Source organism: Streptomyces chiangmaiensis, assembly GCF_036281785.1.
Lineage (GTDB): Bacteria > Actinomycetota > Actinomycetes > Streptomycetales > Streptomycetaceae > Streptomyces > Streptomyces chiangmaiensis.
The window spans coordinates 20,603-37,939 of record NZ_JAYWVC010000065.1 but is presented as its reverse complement, the minus strand read 5'-3'; the positions used below and the strand labels follow the sequence as shown (position 1 = coordinate 37,939).

18 protein-coding genes are annotated in these 17,337 nt (G+C 70.8%); all 18 read right to left on the bottom strand.

Features of this window, described 5'->3' with window-relative positions:
* Window positions 1-1,123: 1,123 nt before the first annotated feature.
* Window positions 1,124-1,459, bottom strand: coding sequence for a hypothetical protein (locus VXC91_RS20160; RefSeq protein ID WP_329508681.1), 336 nt, complete (start codon window positions 1,457-1,459; stop codon window positions 1,124-1,126).
* Window positions 1,460-1,834: 375 nt separating this feature from the next.
* Window positions 1,835-3,052, bottom strand: a complete 1,218-nt coding sequence (locus VXC91_RS20155; protein ID WP_329508679.1) for an XdhC family protein — start codon at window positions 3,050-3,052, stop codon at window positions 1,835-1,837.
* A 59-nt stretch (window positions 3,053-3,111) separates the two neighbouring features.
* The gene (locus VXC91_RS20150) at window positions 3,112-3,870 is read right to left on the bottom strand and encodes a 4'-phosphopantetheinyl transferase family protein (RefSeq protein WP_329508678.1); all 759 of its coding nucleotides are present in this window, start codon (window positions 3,868-3,870) and stop codon (window positions 3,112-3,114) included.
* Window positions 3,867-4,250 carry an acyl carrier protein gene (locus tag VXC91_RS20145; RefSeq protein WP_329508677.1) on the bottom strand — a complete coding sequence of 128 codons (384 nt, stop codon included), beginning with the start codon at window positions 4,248-4,250 and terminating at the stop codon, window positions 3,867-3,869. Before VXC91_RS20145 ends, VXC91_RS20150 begins: the two co-directional genes overlap by 4 nt.
* 2 nt (window positions 4,251-4,252) lie before the next feature.
* A complete protein-coding gene (locus VXC91_RS20140; protein ID WP_329508676.1) occupies window positions 4,253-6,592 on the bottom strand; it encodes a xanthine dehydrogenase family protein molybdopterin-binding subunit in 2,340 nt (779 codons plus the stop codon).
* A complete protein-coding gene (locus tag VXC91_RS20135) occupies window positions 6,589-7,155 on the bottom strand; it encodes a (2Fe-2S)-binding protein (protein WP_329508675.1) in 567 nt (188 codons plus the stop codon). Before VXC91_RS20135 ends, VXC91_RS20140 begins: the two co-directional genes overlap by 4 nt.
* Window positions 7,152-8,033: an FAD binding domain-containing protein gene (locus tag VXC91_RS20130; protein ID WP_329508674.1), complete on the bottom strand. Its 882-nt coding sequence runs from the start codon at window positions 8,031-8,033 to the stop codon at window positions 7,152-7,154. The genes VXC91_RS20135 and VXC91_RS20130 overlap by 4 nt, the downstream gene beginning before the upstream one ends.
* Before the next feature lie 88 nt (window positions 8,034-8,121).
* Entirely contained in the window at window positions 8,122-8,571 is a 450-nt protein-coding gene (locus VXC91_RS20125; RefSeq protein ID WP_329508673.1) for an ester cyclase, read from the bottom strand.
* Window positions 8,572-8,595: 24 nt separating this feature from the next.
* Window positions 8,596-10,110, bottom strand: coding sequence for an MFS transporter (locus VXC91_RS20120; protein ID WP_329508672.1), 1,515 nt, complete (start codon window positions 10,108-10,110; stop codon window positions 8,596-8,598).
* Window positions 10,111-10,197: 87 nt separating this feature from the next.
* Window positions 10,198-10,923 (bottom strand): AAA family ATPase, encoded by a 726-nt coding sequence (locus VXC91_RS20115; protein ID WP_329508671.1) that lies wholly within the window; start codon window positions 10,921-10,923, stop codon window positions 10,198-10,200.
* 26 nt (window positions 10,924-10,949) lie between these two features.
* Window positions 10,950-11,993 carry an AvrD family protein gene (locus VXC91_RS20110; RefSeq protein WP_329508670.1) on the bottom strand — a complete coding sequence of 348 codons (1,044 nt, stop codon included), beginning with the start codon at window positions 11,991-11,993 and terminating at the stop codon, window positions 10,950-10,952.
* Window position 11,994: 1 nt separating this feature from the next.
* Complete coding sequence (locus VXC91_RS20105) at window positions 11,995-12,285, bottom strand: acyl carrier protein (RefSeq protein ID WP_329508669.1); 291 nt, start codon at window positions 12,283-12,285, stop codon at window positions 11,995-11,997.
* Window positions 12,279-13,043 carry an SDR family NAD(P)-dependent oxidoreductase gene (locus VXC91_RS20100; RefSeq protein ID WP_329508668.1) on the bottom strand — a complete coding sequence of 255 codons (765 nt, stop codon included), beginning with the start codon at window positions 13,041-13,043 and terminating at the stop codon, window positions 12,279-12,281. The genes VXC91_RS20105 and VXC91_RS20100 overlap by 7 nt, the downstream gene beginning before the upstream one ends.
* 94 nt (window positions 13,044-13,137) lie before the next feature.
* Complete coding sequence (locus VXC91_RS20095; RefSeq protein ID WP_329508667.1) at window positions 13,138-13,566, bottom strand: MerR family transcriptional regulator; 429 nt, start codon at window positions 13,564-13,566, stop codon at window positions 13,138-13,140.
* A 41-nt stretch (window positions 13,567-13,607) separates the two neighbouring features.
* On the bottom strand, window positions 13,608-13,826 hold the full coding sequence (locus VXC91_RS20090) for an acyl-CoA carboxylase subunit epsilon (protein WP_329508666.1): 219 nt from the start codon (window positions 13,824-13,826) through the stop codon (window positions 13,608-13,610).
* Window positions 13,823-15,439, bottom strand: coding sequence for an acyl-CoA carboxylase subunit beta (locus VXC91_RS20085; protein ID WP_329508665.1), 1,617 nt, complete (start codon window positions 15,437-15,439; stop codon window positions 13,823-13,825). Before VXC91_RS20085 ends, VXC91_RS20090 begins: the two co-directional genes overlap by 4 nt.
* Before the next feature lie 119 nt (window positions 15,440-15,558).
* Window positions 15,559-16,242, bottom strand: a complete 684-nt coding sequence (locus tag VXC91_RS20080) for an HAD family hydrolase (RefSeq protein WP_329508664.1) — start codon at window positions 16,240-16,242, stop codon at window positions 15,559-15,561.
* Window positions 16,239-17,330, bottom strand: coding sequence for an acyl-CoA dehydrogenase family protein (locus VXC91_RS20075; RefSeq protein ID WP_329508663.1), 1,092 nt, complete (start codon window positions 17,328-17,330; stop codon window positions 16,239-16,241). Before VXC91_RS20075 ends, VXC91_RS20080 begins: the two co-directional genes overlap by 4 nt.
* Between the last annotated feature and the right edge of the window lie 7 nt (window positions 17,331-17,337).

Here is a 17,337-nt window from a genome sequence, read left to right as displayed (position 1 = left end):
CCCACTCAGCCCCGTCCAGGCTGCGCGAGGGGCCTGCACGCACTGCGAGCACAGCCTAGTTGAATGAGCTCGAGGGACGCCTCCACGGTTACTGAAAGCAAGCGGTCAGTGACCGCTTGCCCAGCTGTCCCGTAAGGCGAATTCCGGGCCGCCGCCTCAGCATCAAGCGCTCGGATCCCTGGGGCTTTTCAGGAATTTTCCACTCTGCCCCAGGGACTTCCCAGAGGGCGATACCGCCCTCTCAGAGACTTTTGCGACCTTAAGGCGGCGAGCCCCTCAAAGATCAGAAGGGCCATCACCGAACTCATGAGGGCTGTCGCTGTCAAGGCGTAAGTGGCCCTGGCCCGCAGTTCTGTGGTGAGGGCCGGGGCCGCGTGCCCGGTGACATGGTCATGATTCGGGGCTTCGGGCTGCTCAGTCAGGCCATCGAGCGCGACTGGGCCGGCTCATGCGGAGATGCGAGCGCGCCCAGGGGTCCGGCGACCGCCGTCGGCGGGATGGTAGTCATCTCGGCTCCTTATGGTGGTGGGAGTCGACTTCCCGTAGGGCGGCGGGTCGATAGTGGTAACAGCGACCGTCCCGTTCGGGGCTGCTCCCTGCAGGACTCGCACTTGCGGCCGAGGCCCACCCCGGGATGCCGTCCGGCTCCCGGGGGAAGGGCCCAGCAGTCGCGACTGCGCCCATCCCGCAGACAGCCCGTCACCCCCACCCAGCGCCGATCCAGCAATGGTGCGGACAACCAGGGATGACGACAGGTGACGAGACGTCAGGAAATCCAGCACGGATCCAACAGTGGGTACAACCACGGGGCCGGCCCCGAACGGGACCGACCCGATCTGACCTGCACATTTGTCAGATTGCTACGCCGATGCTATGGCGACGCCTAAACGTTGAACCGGAATACATGGGGGCCGATCCTGACCTGCGGCGGGAAGTCGATGATGCTTCTGACCAGGTACTTTGCCGTTGGCAAGCGATGGCGTGCGACGGCAGCTTTCGACCGTCCTGCGGACTGTCTGCGGACTGGTGGTGAGCAGTCGGGCCACCCCGAGCAGAAGGCCATGCTGCCTGGGCTCTCCGGCAGCGAGGAAGCGCTCGCGAGCGCTATCCGGCTCTGGACGCGTCACTGCCGGTTCGGCCGAGCCGGCCGCGGCAGCCGGATGTCGTGGTCGGCCAACTGGTGCTCGAAGCCGAGGCCGAAGTAGTTCTTGTCGCCGATCAGCGTCTGTTCAGGCCGGGCGGCGGTCAGGCCCGATTTGGCGGCGAGCAGGTCCAGCAGGGTCTCGCGTTCGTCGGCCTTGGCCCCGGTCAGGGCGAAGGCGATCGGCACGCCCTGCAGGGGACACCAGGTGCAGGCGCACGCCCCAGAAGAATCGGCTGTGGCTGGCGCAGTACCCGTACTCGGCCCACCCAGCCAGGTCGGAGTGTTTGACGGTCTCGCGGAGCGCCCGCACTCCACCGGCGTGGAATCCACGATCCACACGTCGTGGCTCCATACGGAGGTGTCGGTGGCCAGCAGCCGGGTCACTCGCCGCAGCAGCTCGGCGGCCTTGCGCAGGCGCTTGTTGTAGCCGGGTTGCTTCGGCAGGCAGGGGAAGAGACGCCGCAGGTGGGAAGCCACTTGGCCTCGGAGGTGAAGCCCAGCATGGCCTGCATCACCGCGAGCGTGACCAGCTCGGCATCGGTCAGTTGCGGAGCGATCCGGACCATCCTGCCTACCGGCAGATCACGCGGTGTTCGCCACAGCCGACGCCCCGTTGGCGGGCGCGGGCGGTGTGCGAGGCGATGGACGTGGGGACCGCGCCCAACAACGTCGACAACGTCCGCCTGAAGCTCAAGCGAGTGGCCGAACGGCATGGTGGATGGGGGAGTCGGTGCCGGTGAGAGGGAGGCAGCCACCGCCTCGGAGTTCGGCGACGATCTCGGCGGCGACGGCCACGGCGGTCTCTTCGGGGGTGCGGGCGCCGAGGTCGAGGCCGATGGGGGAGTGCAGCCGGGCGAGTTCAGCCCCGGTGAGTCCGGCTTCGCGCAGGCGCTCCAGGCGCTCGCGGTGCGTCCGGCGCGAGCCCATCGCGCCGACGTACCCCAGCGGGAGCCGTAGCGCGCTTTCCAGCAGCGGGATGTCGAACTTGGCGTCGTGCGTGAGCACACAGACCGCCGTGCGGCCGTCCAGCCGCCCGGCTCGGTGCTGGGCTTTCAGATAGCGGTCCGGCCAGTCGACGACCACTTCGTCCGCGGTCGGGAAGCGCGCAGGGGTGGCGAAGACGGGCCGCGCGTCGCACACCGTGACGTGGTAGCCGAGGAAGCCCCCGATCCGGGCGACCGCCGCCGCGAAGTCGATCGCCCCGAAGACCACCATCCGCGGCGCGGAGCGGTACGACTCGACGAAGAAGGTGATCCCGCCCCGCTGGGAGCCGGAGAGCTTGTCACTCGGCCCGCACGGGCGCCCGTCCGCCGCCAGCACGATCTGTCCGGTGCGGCCGGCGCACAGGAAGGCGCGCGCCTGTGCCAGGACCGCCGCTTCCAGGGCCGGGGACGGCATCAGCTGTGGCGGGCCGGGGCGCCGCCCCGGCCGGCGCGGGAGGCGCGGTTCCCGGTCCGCACCGCCGACCACCAGCGTGCTGCCGACCAGTCCGGCCATCTCCGCGGGGGCGTCGATGACACGGAGCACGGCGACTGGCTCGCCCTTGGCGATCGCTGCGAGACCGAGCGCGAGACCGGACCCGCTCCGGGGCGTCGCGGGCAGCACTGGGTGGACGAAGACCTCGATGGTGCCGCCGCAGCTGAGCCCGACGGCGAAGGCGTCCGCGTCGCTGTAGCCGAAGGAGTGCAATTGAGGCCGGCCGGAGCAGATCGCTTTCTGGCAGAGTTCGTAGATCGCTCCCTCGATGCAGCCGCCGGAGACGCTGCCCACCGCTTCACCGGCAGCGTTCACCGCCAGTGCCGCACCGGGTTCGCGCGGCGCGCTGCCGGATACTCCGACCACGCTGGCGACCGCGAACGCCTGTCCGGCCGCATGCCAGGCAGTCAGCCGGGCGGCGATCTCGTGCATCGGACCTTCCCTTTCGGAACCGGTTCGGACCTGATTCGGAACTCATGAGGTGACGGCCGTCAGGCAGCCTTGGGAGATGCGGTCCTGACGCCGTAGGGGCGGCTGCCTTCCGCGGCGAGCAGCCACTGCTCGGACAGCCGGCGGACGGTGGGCACCACGGGTCCCCGGCCGTGGATCGCCGTCGCCGCGCAGTGGTGAGGACCGCAGGGGATGTCCATCACCGTCCAGCCGGGCGGGCGGCGGGCGGGATCGTCGCCCAGGTAGTCCAGGGCCAGGCCGCGGGCGAGCCCGGTCCCGATGCCCTTGAGGTACGACTCCTTGCGGGTCCACAGCCGACCGAAGGCGACCCGGCGGGGGAGGCCCTCGGGGACGGCCAGGACCTCCTCCCGCTCGGCAGGGTGCAGGGCAGGCGTGCAGATCCGCACCGTCTCGGAGCGGGGCACAGGTTCCACGTCCACGCCGATGGGGGTGCCCGCGATGCCGATCAATACCATGCCGTTGCTGTGCGAGAGCGAGAAGTGCACGTCGGCGGAAGGGGCGGCGAGGGCTGGGCGGCCGTGCGGCTCGCCGCATCCCGGACAGGGCTCGCGGACGAAGAACAGTTCGGCCGCGGGCATGCAGAGCCGGTCGCCGAGCAGGCGCCGGAGCGCGATGTGCGCCGTGGCATAGAGAGCGCCGCCGGCCGAGCGCCTGCAGGTGCCGGCCCGATGGCGTTCCTCCTCGTCCAGGATCGAGAGATCGAGCGTGGCCGCCGACCTGCCGTGCTCGGGCCGGCCCAGCAGCCAGAGCTCGACGCGCATCTCGCTGTCCACGCTCATGCCGCCGCCGAGGAGGGCACGTCGTACAAGGCGGCCAGGTAGTCCCCCAGGTCACCGAGGCTCTGTGCGGTCAGCACCTGGGAGAGGCCGACCGGCACTCCCAGCGCCTCCTCCATGCGGCGCTGCAACTCCAGGCCCATCATCGAGCCCACGCCTAGAATGCTCAGCGGGCGATCGGCGGTGATCCGCTCGGGTGAGGTGCGCAGCGCCCGAGCCAACTCGGCGCGCAGGTAGGTCTCCAGCAGTCGGGTGCGGGTCTCCCGGTCGGCGCGGAAGGGCACGTCCGGATCCGGCTGCACCGTCTCCGGAAACGGGTGATCGCAGAGCGGGTCGTCGCACGGGGCCTCGCCGTGTGCCGGGAGGCCGGTGAACTGATGCATCGTTATCCCTTCCGGGGCTCGGAACCGGGGCCTGCATTTTCGGTGATTTTGCGGCGGAGCAGCGCCAGCACACGCTCCGGGTGCAGCGGCAGCGTGCCGACGTCGCCTGGCAGCTGCAGGGCGTCGCGGACGGCGTTGGCCACCGCTGCGCCCACACCGGCGGTGCCGCCCTCGCCCGCGCCGCGCACGCCGAGCGGATTGCCGGGCGCGGGGGAATCCTCGTGAATGGTGATCTGGATGTCCGGTACGTCGGTGGCGCGCGGCCACAGGTAGTCGTTCAGGGTGGTGGAGAGCGGTGTGCCACGCTCGTCGTAGCGGAACTCCTCCAGCAGCGCCCCGCCGATGCCCTGCACTGCCCCACCGTAGAGCTGGCCGTGCACCATACGAGGGTTGACAGCCCGTCCGATCTCGTAGCTGATCGCGTAGCGCAGCAGCCGCACCAGCCCGGTCTCCGGGTCCACCTCCGCCTGGGCGTAGTGCACGCCGTAGGGGTACGTCATGCCGTCCGCGGCGTAGGTGCCGCGGCCGACCAGGCCTGGCTCCTCGCCGCTTTGGACGAAGCGCGGAGTGAAGCAGGCCTCGACGATCTCGCCCAGGCCGATGCGTGTCTCGGGCCGATCCGCGACCAGCAGCGCGCCGCCGCGCGCCACCAGCTGCTCCGGCTCCACCTCCAGCAGCGCGGCCGCCACCCGGCGTGCCTTGCGCAGCGCCGCCTCGGCGGCCGACTTCACGGCCGTGCCGCCGACGACCGTGGTGCGGCTGGCGAAGCTGCCCGCGCCGTCCGGGAGGATGTCCGTGTCGGAGAGCACGACCTTCACGTCGGCCGCCTGGATGCCGAACTCCTCGGCGACGATCTGTGCCATGACCGTCTCCACGCCCTGGCCGGAGCCGGAGCCTCCCATGGAGACCCGCACCGCGCCGGTGACGCCGACATCGACCACCGCACTGTCGTGGCCAAGCCCGGCCTTTTCCAGAATCACCGCGCACCCGGTGCCGACCAGGCGGCCGGCCGCTCGGGCGGTCCGGGCCTCCGCGCGCCAGGTCTCGAACCCGAAGTGCTCCCGGGAGGAGTCGAAGTGGGCCAGATGGTCCTTGCCGTCCAGCAACATCGGCGCCCCGAAGATGTTCATCGGGCGGCGCAGCGGAAGCTCGGCCTCGTTCAGCAGGTTGCGACGGCGCAACTCGACCGGGTCGATGCCCAGTCGGTCGGCCGCGATGTCCAGGGCCTGCTCCCGGACGAAGTTGTGCTGGAAGCGGCCCGGGGCGCGGTAGGTGCCGATCGGCGTCTTGTTGGTGGTGACGATGTGGATCCGGCTTCGACAGGCGGGCAGCCGGTACGGGCCGGAGACCATGGCGGCGGTGAGTGAGGCCACCACCGCGCCGTGGGTGCGGATGTACCCTCCCGTGTCCAGCCAGCCCTCGTCGCGCAGCGCGAGCAGCCGCCCCTCGTCGTCCAGAGCCAGCTCCAGCACGTGCCGCTGCTCCCGCGCGTGGTTGGCGGCGATCATGTGCTCGGTGCGGTCCTCGGCCCACTTCACAGGACGGCGGGTGCGCAGGCACAGCCAGGGCACCAGCAGGTCCTCCGGGTAGAACTCGCCGCGCACTCCGAAGCTGCCGCCCGCGTCGGACTCCGGCATGTGGATGCGGTGCTCCGGAACGCTGAGCATCCCGGCGACTACCCGGCGGTTGAAATAGGGGACCTTGGTGGCGCCCCACACCGTCATCCGGTCAGTGCGCTCGTCGTACTCCGCGACCAGTCCTCGCGGCTCCAGCGGGGTGCCGCTGTGCCGGCCCACCGTCAGATCCACCGAGAAGGCGTGCGGTGCCGTGGCGAAGACCTCGTCCACCTCCCCGTAGCCGAACTCCACCACGCCCACCTCCGCGGGCACATCCGGGCGACTGGCCAGCCGCCCGGTCGCGGCGGCGTGGGCGTCCAGCGCCACCGGCAGCTCCTCCAGGTCGAGCCGCACCGCGTCGGCGGCGTCCTCGGCGAGGTAGGGGTCGTCGGCGAGTACGGCGGCGACCGGGTCGCCGACGTAGCGGACGAAACCTGTGGCCAGCGGCGGCTGCAGATAGGGGGTGAAGTCGATGCCCGGGTGTGGCTGGCGGACCGGGATCCGCGGCGAGCCGGGCAGGTCGGTGGCCGTCACCACGGTGACGACGCCGGGCATCCGCTCGGCCGCGGAGGTGTCCACGCCGCGAATCCGCGCGTGCGCCGACGGGGAGCGCACGACCCGCAGCCACAGCTGGCCGGGGCGCACGATGTCGTCGTGGAAGCGGCCGCGCCCGCGCAGCAACCGGTCGTCCTCAAGCCTGGGTACGGAGGTGCCGATGACGCTCATGCGGTGCCTCGCATGCTGCTCGATTCGCTGGCGGGACCTTCCGGGCCGGGCGCGGCCAGCGAGGCGATGGCGTCGACGATCCCTGCGTAGCCGGTGCAGCGGCACAGGTTCGCCGCGACGCACTCGCGGATCCGCTCCCGGTCCGCGGCCGGCTCCCGACGCAGCAGCTCGGTGCCCAGCATGAGGAATCCAGGGGTGCAGAATCCGCACTGCAGGGCACCGTGCTCCTGGAATGCCTGCTGGAGCTCGTTCAACTTGCCGCCCACCGCGAGCGACTCGACGGTCTCGACGGCGGCGCCGTCCGCCTGCACGGCCAGCATCAGGCAGGCCCGCACCGGCGCACCGTCCACCAGCACGGTGCAGGTGCCGCAACTGCCCGACTCGCAGCCGACGGTGGTGCCGGGGAGCCCGAGCTTGCGGCGGAGCACATCGGCAAGGCTGCGCCAGGGATCAACGGGGAATTCCACGGGTTGCCCGTTGGCGGTCAGCCGCACGGGCACGGCCGTCTCCTCGGTGTCCGAGGGGAACTGCGCCCGGATGGATCCGGGCTGAAAGGCGGTCATCGGGGATCTGCCTTCCGAAGGGACGCGCGGAGCGCGCGGGTGGTCAGGACGGTGGCGAGTTCGCGGCGGTACCCGCTGGAGGCACGGGCGTCGTCGGGCGGAGTGAGCGAACGGACCACCAAGGAGGCTGCTGCCTCGGGGAGCGCGGTGTCCGCCGGGCGGCCGACCAGGGCGCGTTCGGCGGCGCGGGCGCGCACCGGGCGGTCGGCCGCGCCGGCCAGGGCCAGGCGTACGGCGGCGACGGTGCCGTCCGCTGCGAGCCGGACCTCGGCCGCCGCGGCGACCAGCGGAAGCTCCTTGTCCTGCGGCGAGAACTCGACCAGCGCCGAGGTCGGCGCGGGAGCCGGGAAGAGCACCTCGGTGATGATCTCGTCCCAGCGCAGGGCGGTGCGGGGGCCGTTGGTGGCACCGGTGAAGAACCGGTCCGCGGTGATCGTGCGGGAGCCGTCCGGGCCCGTGGCGGTGATCTCGGCGTCGAGCAGCACGGCGAGCAGGCACCACTCGGCGACCGGGTCGCCGTGGGCAAGGCTGCCGCCCACGGTTCCGCGGGTCCGGATGGGCAGGTGTCCCACCAGTCGGGCGGTCTGTGCCAGCACTGCCCAGTCGGGGTGAGCTGCGGGGCCCTGCGGGGTCTCCAGGTCGTGATGGGTGGTCAGGGCGCCGATGCGGAGCCCCGACCCGTCCTGCCGCACTTTGCGCAGGCCGGTCAGGCGCCTGAGGTCCACCAGCGCGGCAGGGCGCAGCAGGCGGCGGTTGAGCAGGGGGAGGAGGCTCTGGCCTCCGGCGAGCACCCGGGCATCGGGCCCGTGTGTCCGCAGACAGGCGACGGCGTCCTCGACCGATTCCGGTTGGACGTAAGCGAAGCGCGTCGGCCGCATGGTGATCGCCTTTCTCGGCCGGGGACGGGATGGCCGGAGCGGCCCGGGGTCACGGCGGACGGGGGAACCGCCGTGACCCCGGGGCGGCTCACGGATTGTTTGCCGCAGGCACCACGAGGGTCTCGTGGCCCAGCTGGCGCATCAGGTCGGCGATGTCGAAGTGCGCGGAGCGCTCGACGACCTTGTCCCCGCGGAAGCGGTCAATGCCTATTGCGGTGAAGACGGCCTTCTTCCCGGACGGCGGCAGGCCGCGGAACGGGCCCAGCTGGGTGCCGATGCACTCCAGCCGGGTCACCACGATGTCGCCCTCCGCGGTCTGCTCCTGCACCATGTCGCTGATGTCCGGGAAAGCCGTGCGGAAGGCGCGCACCCAGGTGCGTACGCCCTCCGGGCCGCGCAGGCCGAACTGCGGCCAGAAGAAGTCCTCGGCGAAGATCTCGTCGGCGAGCTCCAGCCGGTTGTTGGTGATGATTTCCTCGAAGAGCAGGGCTATGCGCCGCTTGCGCGCCTCGGTCGAGGAACCGGTGGGGATGTCCATGCGATGCTCCACAGGGTCGGTGTTTCAGCGGTTGCCGGGGGTCGCGGCGGCCGGGGCGGAGTTGTTCACGGCAGGAGCCGCGCCCGGCGTACCGGCCGCCGCAGCGGCGCGTGGCGGACGGGGCAGCAGCACGCTGGTGCCGCAGGCGATGAGGACCAGGACCAGGTCGATCGCGGCCACCCACTCCAAGGCGGAGGCGTAGTCGGCCACCCCGTGTCGGGAGCTCAGCGCGGCGAAGAAGACGCTGCCGATGCCTGCCACGCCGGCGGCGCTCGAGAACTGCTGAGTGGTGGTCAGCACGCCCGCGCCGGCGCCCGCCTGGACCGGCTTCACGCCGGCCAGCACGGCGCCGGTCAGCGCCGGCACGGCGAGACCGTTGCCCAGGCCGATGAGCACCATCGGGCCGAGCAGGCGCACCGCGCTGGTGTGCCCGCCGGAGAGGTTCAGCACGGCGAGCAGTGCCACCATGCCCACGGCTGCAACCGCGGTGCCCACGGTGACCAGCCTGCCGCCGTGCCGGGCGGCCATCCGGGGAGAGGCGATCGAGGCTCCGGCGAAGGCCAGGCCCAGCGGGGTGAAGGTGAAGCCGGCCTGGAGCGGGGTCAGTCCGAGACCGGACTGCATCACCAAAGTCAGCGCGAACATGAAGCTGAAGAAGGAGCAGAAGGTTCCGAGGCAGACCACCAGACCGCGGGCGAAGGTGCTGTTGCGGAACAGGCCCAGTTCGAGCAGCGGTTGACCGCCGCGCTGGGAGAGCGCGCCCTCCCACCAGAGGGTCAGAGCCATGACCGGTACCGAGCAGATCAGACTGATCCAGGTCCACACCGGCCAGCCCTCGGTCTGCCCCAGCACCAGCGGGAGGAGAGCCAGGGCCAGGCTCAGCGAGACGCCGACCGCGCCCAACGGGTCGAGCCGAGGCCGGTTGCCCGAGGCGCGGTGCGGCAGCAGCCGCAGCGCGAAGGCCAGTGCCACCAGGCCGATCGGCACGTTGACCAGGAAAATCACCCGCCAGCCCAGGCCGAGCACGTTCACCTGGAGCAGCGCACCGCCCAGCACCTGGCCGGCCACCGCGCCCACGCCCACCGTCACGCCGAACCAGGCGAGCGCCCGGGATCGCTCGGCCGGGGGGAAGACGGCGGTGATCATTGCGAGTACCTGGGGGACCATCGCCGCGCCGGTGAGGCCCTGCAACAGCCGGGCGACCACCAATTCCCCGGGTGACTGGGCGAGCCCGCAGAGCAGGGACGCCACCGTGAAGGCGAACGTCCCGTAAAGGAACATCTTCCGGGAACCGATGAGGTCCCCCAGCCGTCCGCCGGTGACCAGCCCACTGGCGTAGGTGAAGCCGTAGCCGGCGACGATCAGCTCCAGTGCCGCCTGGCCGGCGTCGAGGTCCTTCTCCAGTGAGGCCGCTGCTACGTTGACCACGTACAGGTCGAACTGGGCCATGAACATTGCGGCAAGCAGCACGGGCAGCATCAGCCACCGACGCGGATAGGGGGCCTCCGGGGCCCGGGCCGACTTCGCATTGTCGGACATGTGTCACACCTTTTCTCTGGTTGTGTGGGTGCCGTCCCGGCGGCGCGGGACAGAGGGTGTGCCCCGCGCCGCGGAGTTGATGTGCTGTCAGACGACTGCCGCAGTCGCCGCCGCCGAAGCAGCGCTCTGTGCGCGGACGTGCTCCAGGCGCCAGTCGACCTTCGTGTAGTCGGCGGACGCCAGCTCGATCGCCTCGTCGATGCCGCGCACGACGGGCAGGCCGAAGCGCTCGACGATCGCCTGCAGCCGCTCCGGGACGGTGCCGCCGACCTGCAGGTAGGGGATCTCCATCTCGTCCAGGGCGCGCAGCAGCATCTCGTCGCAGCTCGCCCGGAACTCCTCGTTCATCGGCCGGTGGCCGTCCTTGCTCAGCGGGAACTCGTTGCGCAGGTGGACGAAACCGTCGAAGGACTCCTTGACGTGCTGCCGGAAGGCGTGCCCGAGCTGCGCCGTCACCTCCTCGAAGAAGGCCATCTCGGGGGTGCGAGCCGGCGGAGTGCCGTCGTAGGTGCCAGGGTCCATGCCGAAGCCGACCCGAGCCGCGGCGTAGGTCCACTCCTGCAGGGAGGAGCCGTCGGCGATGAAGTCATCGCCCAGCAGCGCCTCGTTGACGGCGCGGCTTACGTGGCGGCGGACCGCCAGCTGGATGTACTCCGCGGGCGTGACCTCGGTCAGCGCCTTGCCCGGCACGGCGTCCGGCATGATCTCCCGGATGGTCTTGGCGGGGGAACGCGGAATGCCGGTGTGATACGAGAGGGCCATCGTGGTGAAGGTCTTCCCGGCCGAGTAGGTGCCGGATATGGACAGTCGCATGGAACGGCTCCTGTGAGTCGTGGAGTTCAGGGGAGGTACGGGGTGTCACGAGCGGGCAGCTCGTGGGCGAATGCCGCCCGCATGCCGATCCCCGCCATCTCGCCGCGCAGGTCGACGCTGCGCCAGGTGCTCCCGCGCAGCGGCAAAAGCCGTTTGCCGGACAGTTCTGTGGCGGCACGCAGCGCGTGCTGCCCCGCGACAGGCAGCGGTACCGGGTGCTCCGGCGCCTCCAGCACGGTCTGCATCATCCAGAGCGTGTTGCTGTTCGCCCGGCTCAGTCCGTCCAGCTCGTACATGAGAATTTGGGCGAGCTGGAGGTTGACGACGAAACAGTCGATCAGCGAGGGGCAGTCGGAGTGCTCGCCCTCCACGCCCTCGGTCGCAGCGGGGCTGCCCGGCACCGCGGTGAAGCGCACCTCTGCCTCGGCGCTCAGCGCCGGAGTGTCGACGCGGACTTCTTCCACGGTGTGCCGACGGAACTTGAAGCCCTCTCCGTAGAAGCGGAGTTCGCCCTCGCCCAGCGCCTCGGCCAGGGAGCCGAAGACGGCCTGGGTCTCGGTGTCCCCGGCCGGGGCCGGGTGCTCCAGTTCGCAGCGCACCCGGAGCCCGCCGACCGTACAGTCGTAGACCGACAGCGCGCGTCCGGCGTCTGCGGCGAGCGGCTCGGAGCGTAGCCATGTGGCACTCAGCGGTACTCCGGTGAGCTCCTCCTGCGGCTCGTTGCCGGCCCGCAGCACGATCTTACGGAGCCGCGTCGTACGCCGTTGTACGGCGTCCAGCCGCCGCGCCCGGGCCAGGTGTACCTCGGCCAGCTGCACGCCGAGCACCAGCGCGTCGACGGTGCTCAGGTGCGGGCGAAGGTCGACGCCGTCCTTCTTCTTGGACCAGTCGGCCGGGTAGCTGAGATCGGCCGACGCTGTCACGCACAGCTCCCCGGTCTGTGCGGGCAGCACGGTGATGCCGTGCACGGCGTACTCGGCCCGCTGGTAGCCGCGGGAGAAGAAGCGGCTCTCGGCCGGGCCCAGGTAGTCATCGACGGAGCGCAGCAGAAGCCGCTGTCCGGCCGCCATGTCAGGCCGCCGCCTTCGGCGTCAGTGCGTCCTGGTAGGCTTGGACCAGGTCGCGGACCGTGCGCATGTCCGTGATGGAGCGCTCGTCGCCGAACGGGTCGACCCCGAGCTCGTCCTCCAACTGGATCAGGAGCTGGGCCAGCATGAGGGAGTTGAGGCCTGCCTTCATCAGCGTCTCGTCCAGCCCCAAGCCGTCGGTGTCGCTGTTCTGGTCCAGCAGAAGAGCCTGGATCTCTTCCAGTATCAGGGTTTCCACTGAGCGGCCGTCCGTGGTGGTGTTCTCGGTCAGCATGTGATTCCTCCGTCGATTACCAGGGATTGCCCGGTGACAAAGTGCGCTCTGGGTGAGGTGAGAAAGAGAACCGCGTCGGCGATCTCGTCAACCGTCCCTAGACGGCCCAGCGGGGTCCGGTGCTGGATCTTTTCGCGGTTGTCGTCAGTGACCTCCGCGGTCATGTCGCTCTCGAAGAATCCGGGAATGATCGAATTCACCCGTATGTTGAAAGCGCCGAGTTCGCGGGCGAGGCTGCGGCTGAACCCGTCCAGCCCCGCCTTGGCCGCGGCGTAGACCGACACGCCCCGATAGCCCCGGATCGCGTTGATCGAAGAGATGTTGATGATGGTGCCGCCACCGTGCCGGGTCATGAGCCGGGCGCAGGCCTGGGTCAGCATGATCGGTGCGAGCAGGTTGTTGGTGACCAGGGTGTCGATCTGCTTGGCCGCGGTGGTCAGGAAGAGTTCCTGGTGAAGCACGCCCGCGTTGTTCACTAGCAGGTCGACCCGCCCGAAGCGGCGGGAGACGCCGCGCGAGAAGGACCGCATGCTCTGCGGCTCGTTGAGGTCCGCCGCCTCCCAGTGGAAGACGTCCGGTGTGTGGTCCGCCTTCTCGGCGATGAAGTCGTTCGCGCTGCGGCTGAAGGTGGCCACGGTCCAGCCATCGCCCAGCAGCCGCTCGACCAGGACGCGTCCGAGCCCGCGGCTGCCGCCGCTCACCACCGCGACCTTTCGATCCTTGCGCGATTCCTCCGGGCGCGAGGGTGCTGATTGCACGGCCGTCATTCCTTCCTCCGTTCTCTTGCTCTCGCGGATGCCGCGTTCTCCCACAGCTGCCGACGCTGGTGCTGTGCTCTGGAAGCAGGCAAATTCAGGCGGGAAGTTCCAGTGGAACGGAATGCTTCCGGCCGGCCTCGATCTGTCGGTAGACCTCGATGTTCCGTTCCAGGTAGCGCAATGAAACGGCTATCTCGTCGAAACGCCGGCGCAGCCGGACGCGGTGTTCCTCCATCATCTGGCGGCGGGCCGGGACGGTCGCGTCGCCCTCGCGTGCGAGGGCGATGTACCGAGTCATGTCGGCCACGCTCATTCCGGTGGAGCGCACCCCGGAGATGAACTCCAGCCAGCGCAGGTGGCTCAGCGAGTAGACACGGCGTCCGCCCGGCCCGCGGGCGACGCCGTCGATCAGGCCCAGCTGCTCGTACCAGCGGAGGGTGTGTGCGGGCAGTCCGCTGATCTGCTCGACCTCGGTGATGGAGTACGTCGCCTGTCGCGGTACTAGGTGATGGGACTGAGACATGGCTGGCCTTTCCCTCGTCGGGTGGATCGTGGGACGGCTCGTCAGGAGCGGCGCTGCCAGGAGGTGGCGCCGCGGTAGCGGTTGCGCTCCACGCGTGTCCAGCTCGGCGGCCTGCCGACCGGCTGGGTCGGCCCGGCGGCCGTCGGACTGCTCAGCGCCATTGCCAGCAGCGCGGTTACGGCGGCGAGTTCGGTCGGGTCGGGGTTGCCGCGCAGGACCTGCAGAACGGGCCCGTCGGAGGGTTCCCATCCGGTGGTCATGCGGGCGGGTTGCCGTGCTTGCGCGCCGGCAGGTCGGCATGCTTGGGCCGGAGCACTTCCAGCGCCTTGACGAGCACCTGCCGGGTTTCGGCAGGGTCGATGACGCCGTCGACCAGACCGCGCTCGGCGGCGTAGTACGGGTGCATCAACTCGGTCCGGTACTCGGCGATCCGCTGGGTGCGCATCGCTTCGGGGTCGTCCGCGGCCGCGATCTCGCGACGGAAGACAACGTTGGCAGCGCCTTCGGCGCCCATCACCGCGATCTCGTTGGTGGGCCAGGCATAAGCCAGGTCGGCGCCGGTGGAACGGGAGTCCATGACGATGTACGCCCCGCCGTAGGCCTTGCGCAGCACTACGGAGATCCGCGGGACGGTGGCGTTGCAGTAGGCGTACAGCAGCTTGGCGCCGTGCCGGATGACGCCGCCGTGCTCCTGGTCGACGCCGGGCAGGAACCCGGGCACGTCCACCAGCGTCACCAACGGGACGTTGAACGCGTCGCAGAACTGGACGAACCGCGCCGCCTTGTCGCTGGCGTGGATGTCCAACACGCCGGCCAGGGAGGCAGGCTGATTGGCCACCACGCCCACTACGTGGCCGTCGAGCCGGGCGAGGGCGCAGAGCACGTTGGGGGCCCAGCCGGGCTGCACCTCGAAGTACTCGCCATGGTCGACGACTTGTTCCAGCACCGCGCGCATGTCGTAGGAGCGGTTGGGGTCGGCCGGCACCAGGTCGAGCAGCGACTCGCAGCGCCGGTCGGCCGGGTCGTCGCAGGGCACGGCGGGTGGCGCCTCGTGGTTGTTGGAGGGCAGGAGCGACAGGAGGTAGCGGACATCCTCCAAGCAGCTTGCCTCGTCGTCGTAAGCCAGGTGCGCCACCCCGGAGACGTGCGCGTGCACATCGGCCCCACCCAGGCTGTTCTGTGTGATCTGCTCGCCGGTGACGGCCTGCACCACGTCCGGGCCGGTGATGAACATCTGGGAGATGTCCCGCACCATGAAGACGAAGTCGGTGAGGGCCGGCGAGTAGGCGGCGCCGCCCGCGCACGGGCCGAGCATCACCGAGATCTGCGGGATGACCCCGGAGGCCTTGGTGTTGCGCTGGAAGATGCCGCCGTAGCCGGCCAGCGCCGAGACGCCTTCCTGTATCCGGGCGCCCGCGCCGTCGTTGAGCGAGACCAACGGCGCCCCGGCGGCGATCGCCATATCCATGATCTTGTGGATCTTCTGGGCGTGCGCCTCGCCGAGCGCACCGCCGAAGATCCGGAAGTCGTGCGCGTACACGAACACCGTACGGCCGTCGACGGTGCCCCAGCCGGTGATCACGCCGTCTGTGTACGGCCGCTTGGCCTCCAGGCCGAACCCGGTCGCCCGATGCCTCCGCAGTTGCTCGATCTCCTGGAACGACCCTTGGTCGAGGAGGAGTTCGATCCGTTCGCGGGCAGTGAGTTTGCCGCGGGCGTGCTGGGCCGCGGTCGCCTCGGGCGAACTGCCCGCGGCGGCCTGCCGCCGGACGGTCTGCAGCTCGGTCGTTCTGGCCTGGGTCGTGGGGGCGGCGCTCGCCGCCATCGGTGCGCGGGCCGGCCGCTGCGCGGGCCGGTCCTCGAGCACGGTCATCTGTAGTCCCTCCCTAGCGCGGACGGGGTGGCCGCGTCCGTTCGACGGGGGGTGTCGCATCCCCTGCGAAGAGCATGAGGTCGGCGGCCGAAAAAGTCAAACCTTTGCGAAGGTATTTTTCAGGGGCCGGGCAGGCGTCCGGCGCCCGGCAGGAGGCGCGTCAGCTCCGGGGACCTCCCGACGACGACGGGATGCCCGACCTCGGCCAGCATGGGCAGATCGGAGACATGGTCGCCATAGCCGTAGCAGTCGGCCGCGGCTACCTCCGGGTGCCGGGCCAGCACCGTTCGCACGGCATTCCACTTGGCCGTGCCCGCCATCGGCGGCCCCAGAAGTTCACCCGTGAACCGGCCGCCCCGAACCACTGGCCGGGTGCAGGCGACCTCGCTCGCGCCGACCGCCTCGGCGATCGGCGCGAGGAGGGCTGGGAAGGACGCGGAGACCAGCACCAGCATTGCGCCGTCTGCCACATGGCCACGCAGCGCCGCGAGCGTCCCGGGGAGGAAGAAGCCGCCGGGCTCCTGGGAGCGCTCCGCAAACCAGCGCCGCCCCCAGGCGGTGACCTCCCGCTCCGCTTCCCCGCGCCAGGACCGGAAGTACGTCCGGTTGAGCGACTCCCGCCGCTCCCCCCCCGCGGCGCGGACCGTGAGCCCGGCGCGGACCGTGGCCGCTTCGGCGGCTCCGGCCGGGCCGTACCGCCCGAGCCGGTAGAAGTCCAGGAAGTCGAGGAGGCTCTTGCACGCGATCAACGTCTCGTCCACATCGCTGAAGACCACGATGCGCGACTGCCTGGCGGTGCTCATCGACCGAGCACCGCCTCGGCGTACGCGGCCGCCGCCGCGTCCAGGCGCAGCGCCCCGTGGGTCGCGGCCGTGTGTACATCCCGCCAGCACCGCTGGAGTTCGCTTGACGCGTCGCGGGCCTGGTCTCCGCCGGCCCGGAAGAGCCGCTCCACCGCCGAGACCAGGAGATCGGTAGCGAAGGCGATGTCCCGGCGGTTCTCGGCGACAGCGAGCGGTCCGTGTTCGGCATCCGCCCGCCGGGCGGCCAGGTCCAGCAGCAGGCCGGCCGCCTCGATCTCCGCGGCGGACCGGGCCAGGACCTCCCGCGCCGAACCCCCAGGCACCCCGGGCCCCTTCGCGGCGCGGGTGGTCCAGGCCCGCAGTGCGTGCCGGGCCGCGCCGAGGGCCGGCGCGGCGAAGGTCAGGGCACCGCCGAGCTGGGCGGGGACCGCATGGCAGCGGGCTCGTCCCGGCGCGGGCGTGCCGCACATCAGGTCCAGCATCGGGAACGTGCGGTGCAGGGGCACCTCCAGCGGGGGCACCAGCACGGAGTGGCTACCGGTCCCGCGCATGCCGGTGCTGTGCCAGGTGTCGAGCACGGTCACCCGATCCGCGGGCACTGCCAGGACGAGCGGGCCTGTTCCCGGCTCGCCCTCCGGCTCCGGAGCGGCCAGCAGCAGCCAGTCGGCGTGCTGCACACCGCTCACGCAGGACCACTCGCCCTGCAGCAGCCAAGTATCGCCGGTGCGCCGTGCAGTGCCGGAGGGCGGTACGACGGCGGCTGAGATACGCACGTCGGCAGAGGTTCCCCAGATGTCGCGCTGTCCTTCCGGCGGCAGGTATGCGGCGAAGCGGCCGTGCGCCGCCCACAATGCGGCGCACCATGCGGCGGAGGCGCAGCCCTCGGCGAGCTCGGCGGTTCTGTGCAGCAGGTCGGTGAAGGCTCCTTCGTTCCCGCCCCAGGCCGCGGGGACGAAGTGCCGCGGGAAGCCCGCATCGGTCACGCAGGCCACGGTCTGCTCGGGCAGCCGGCGGCCTGCGTCGGCTTCGGCGGCGCCGTCGGACACCGACCACGCGGCGGTTGGGGTGGGGACGTACAGGGTGCTCACAGCTGTC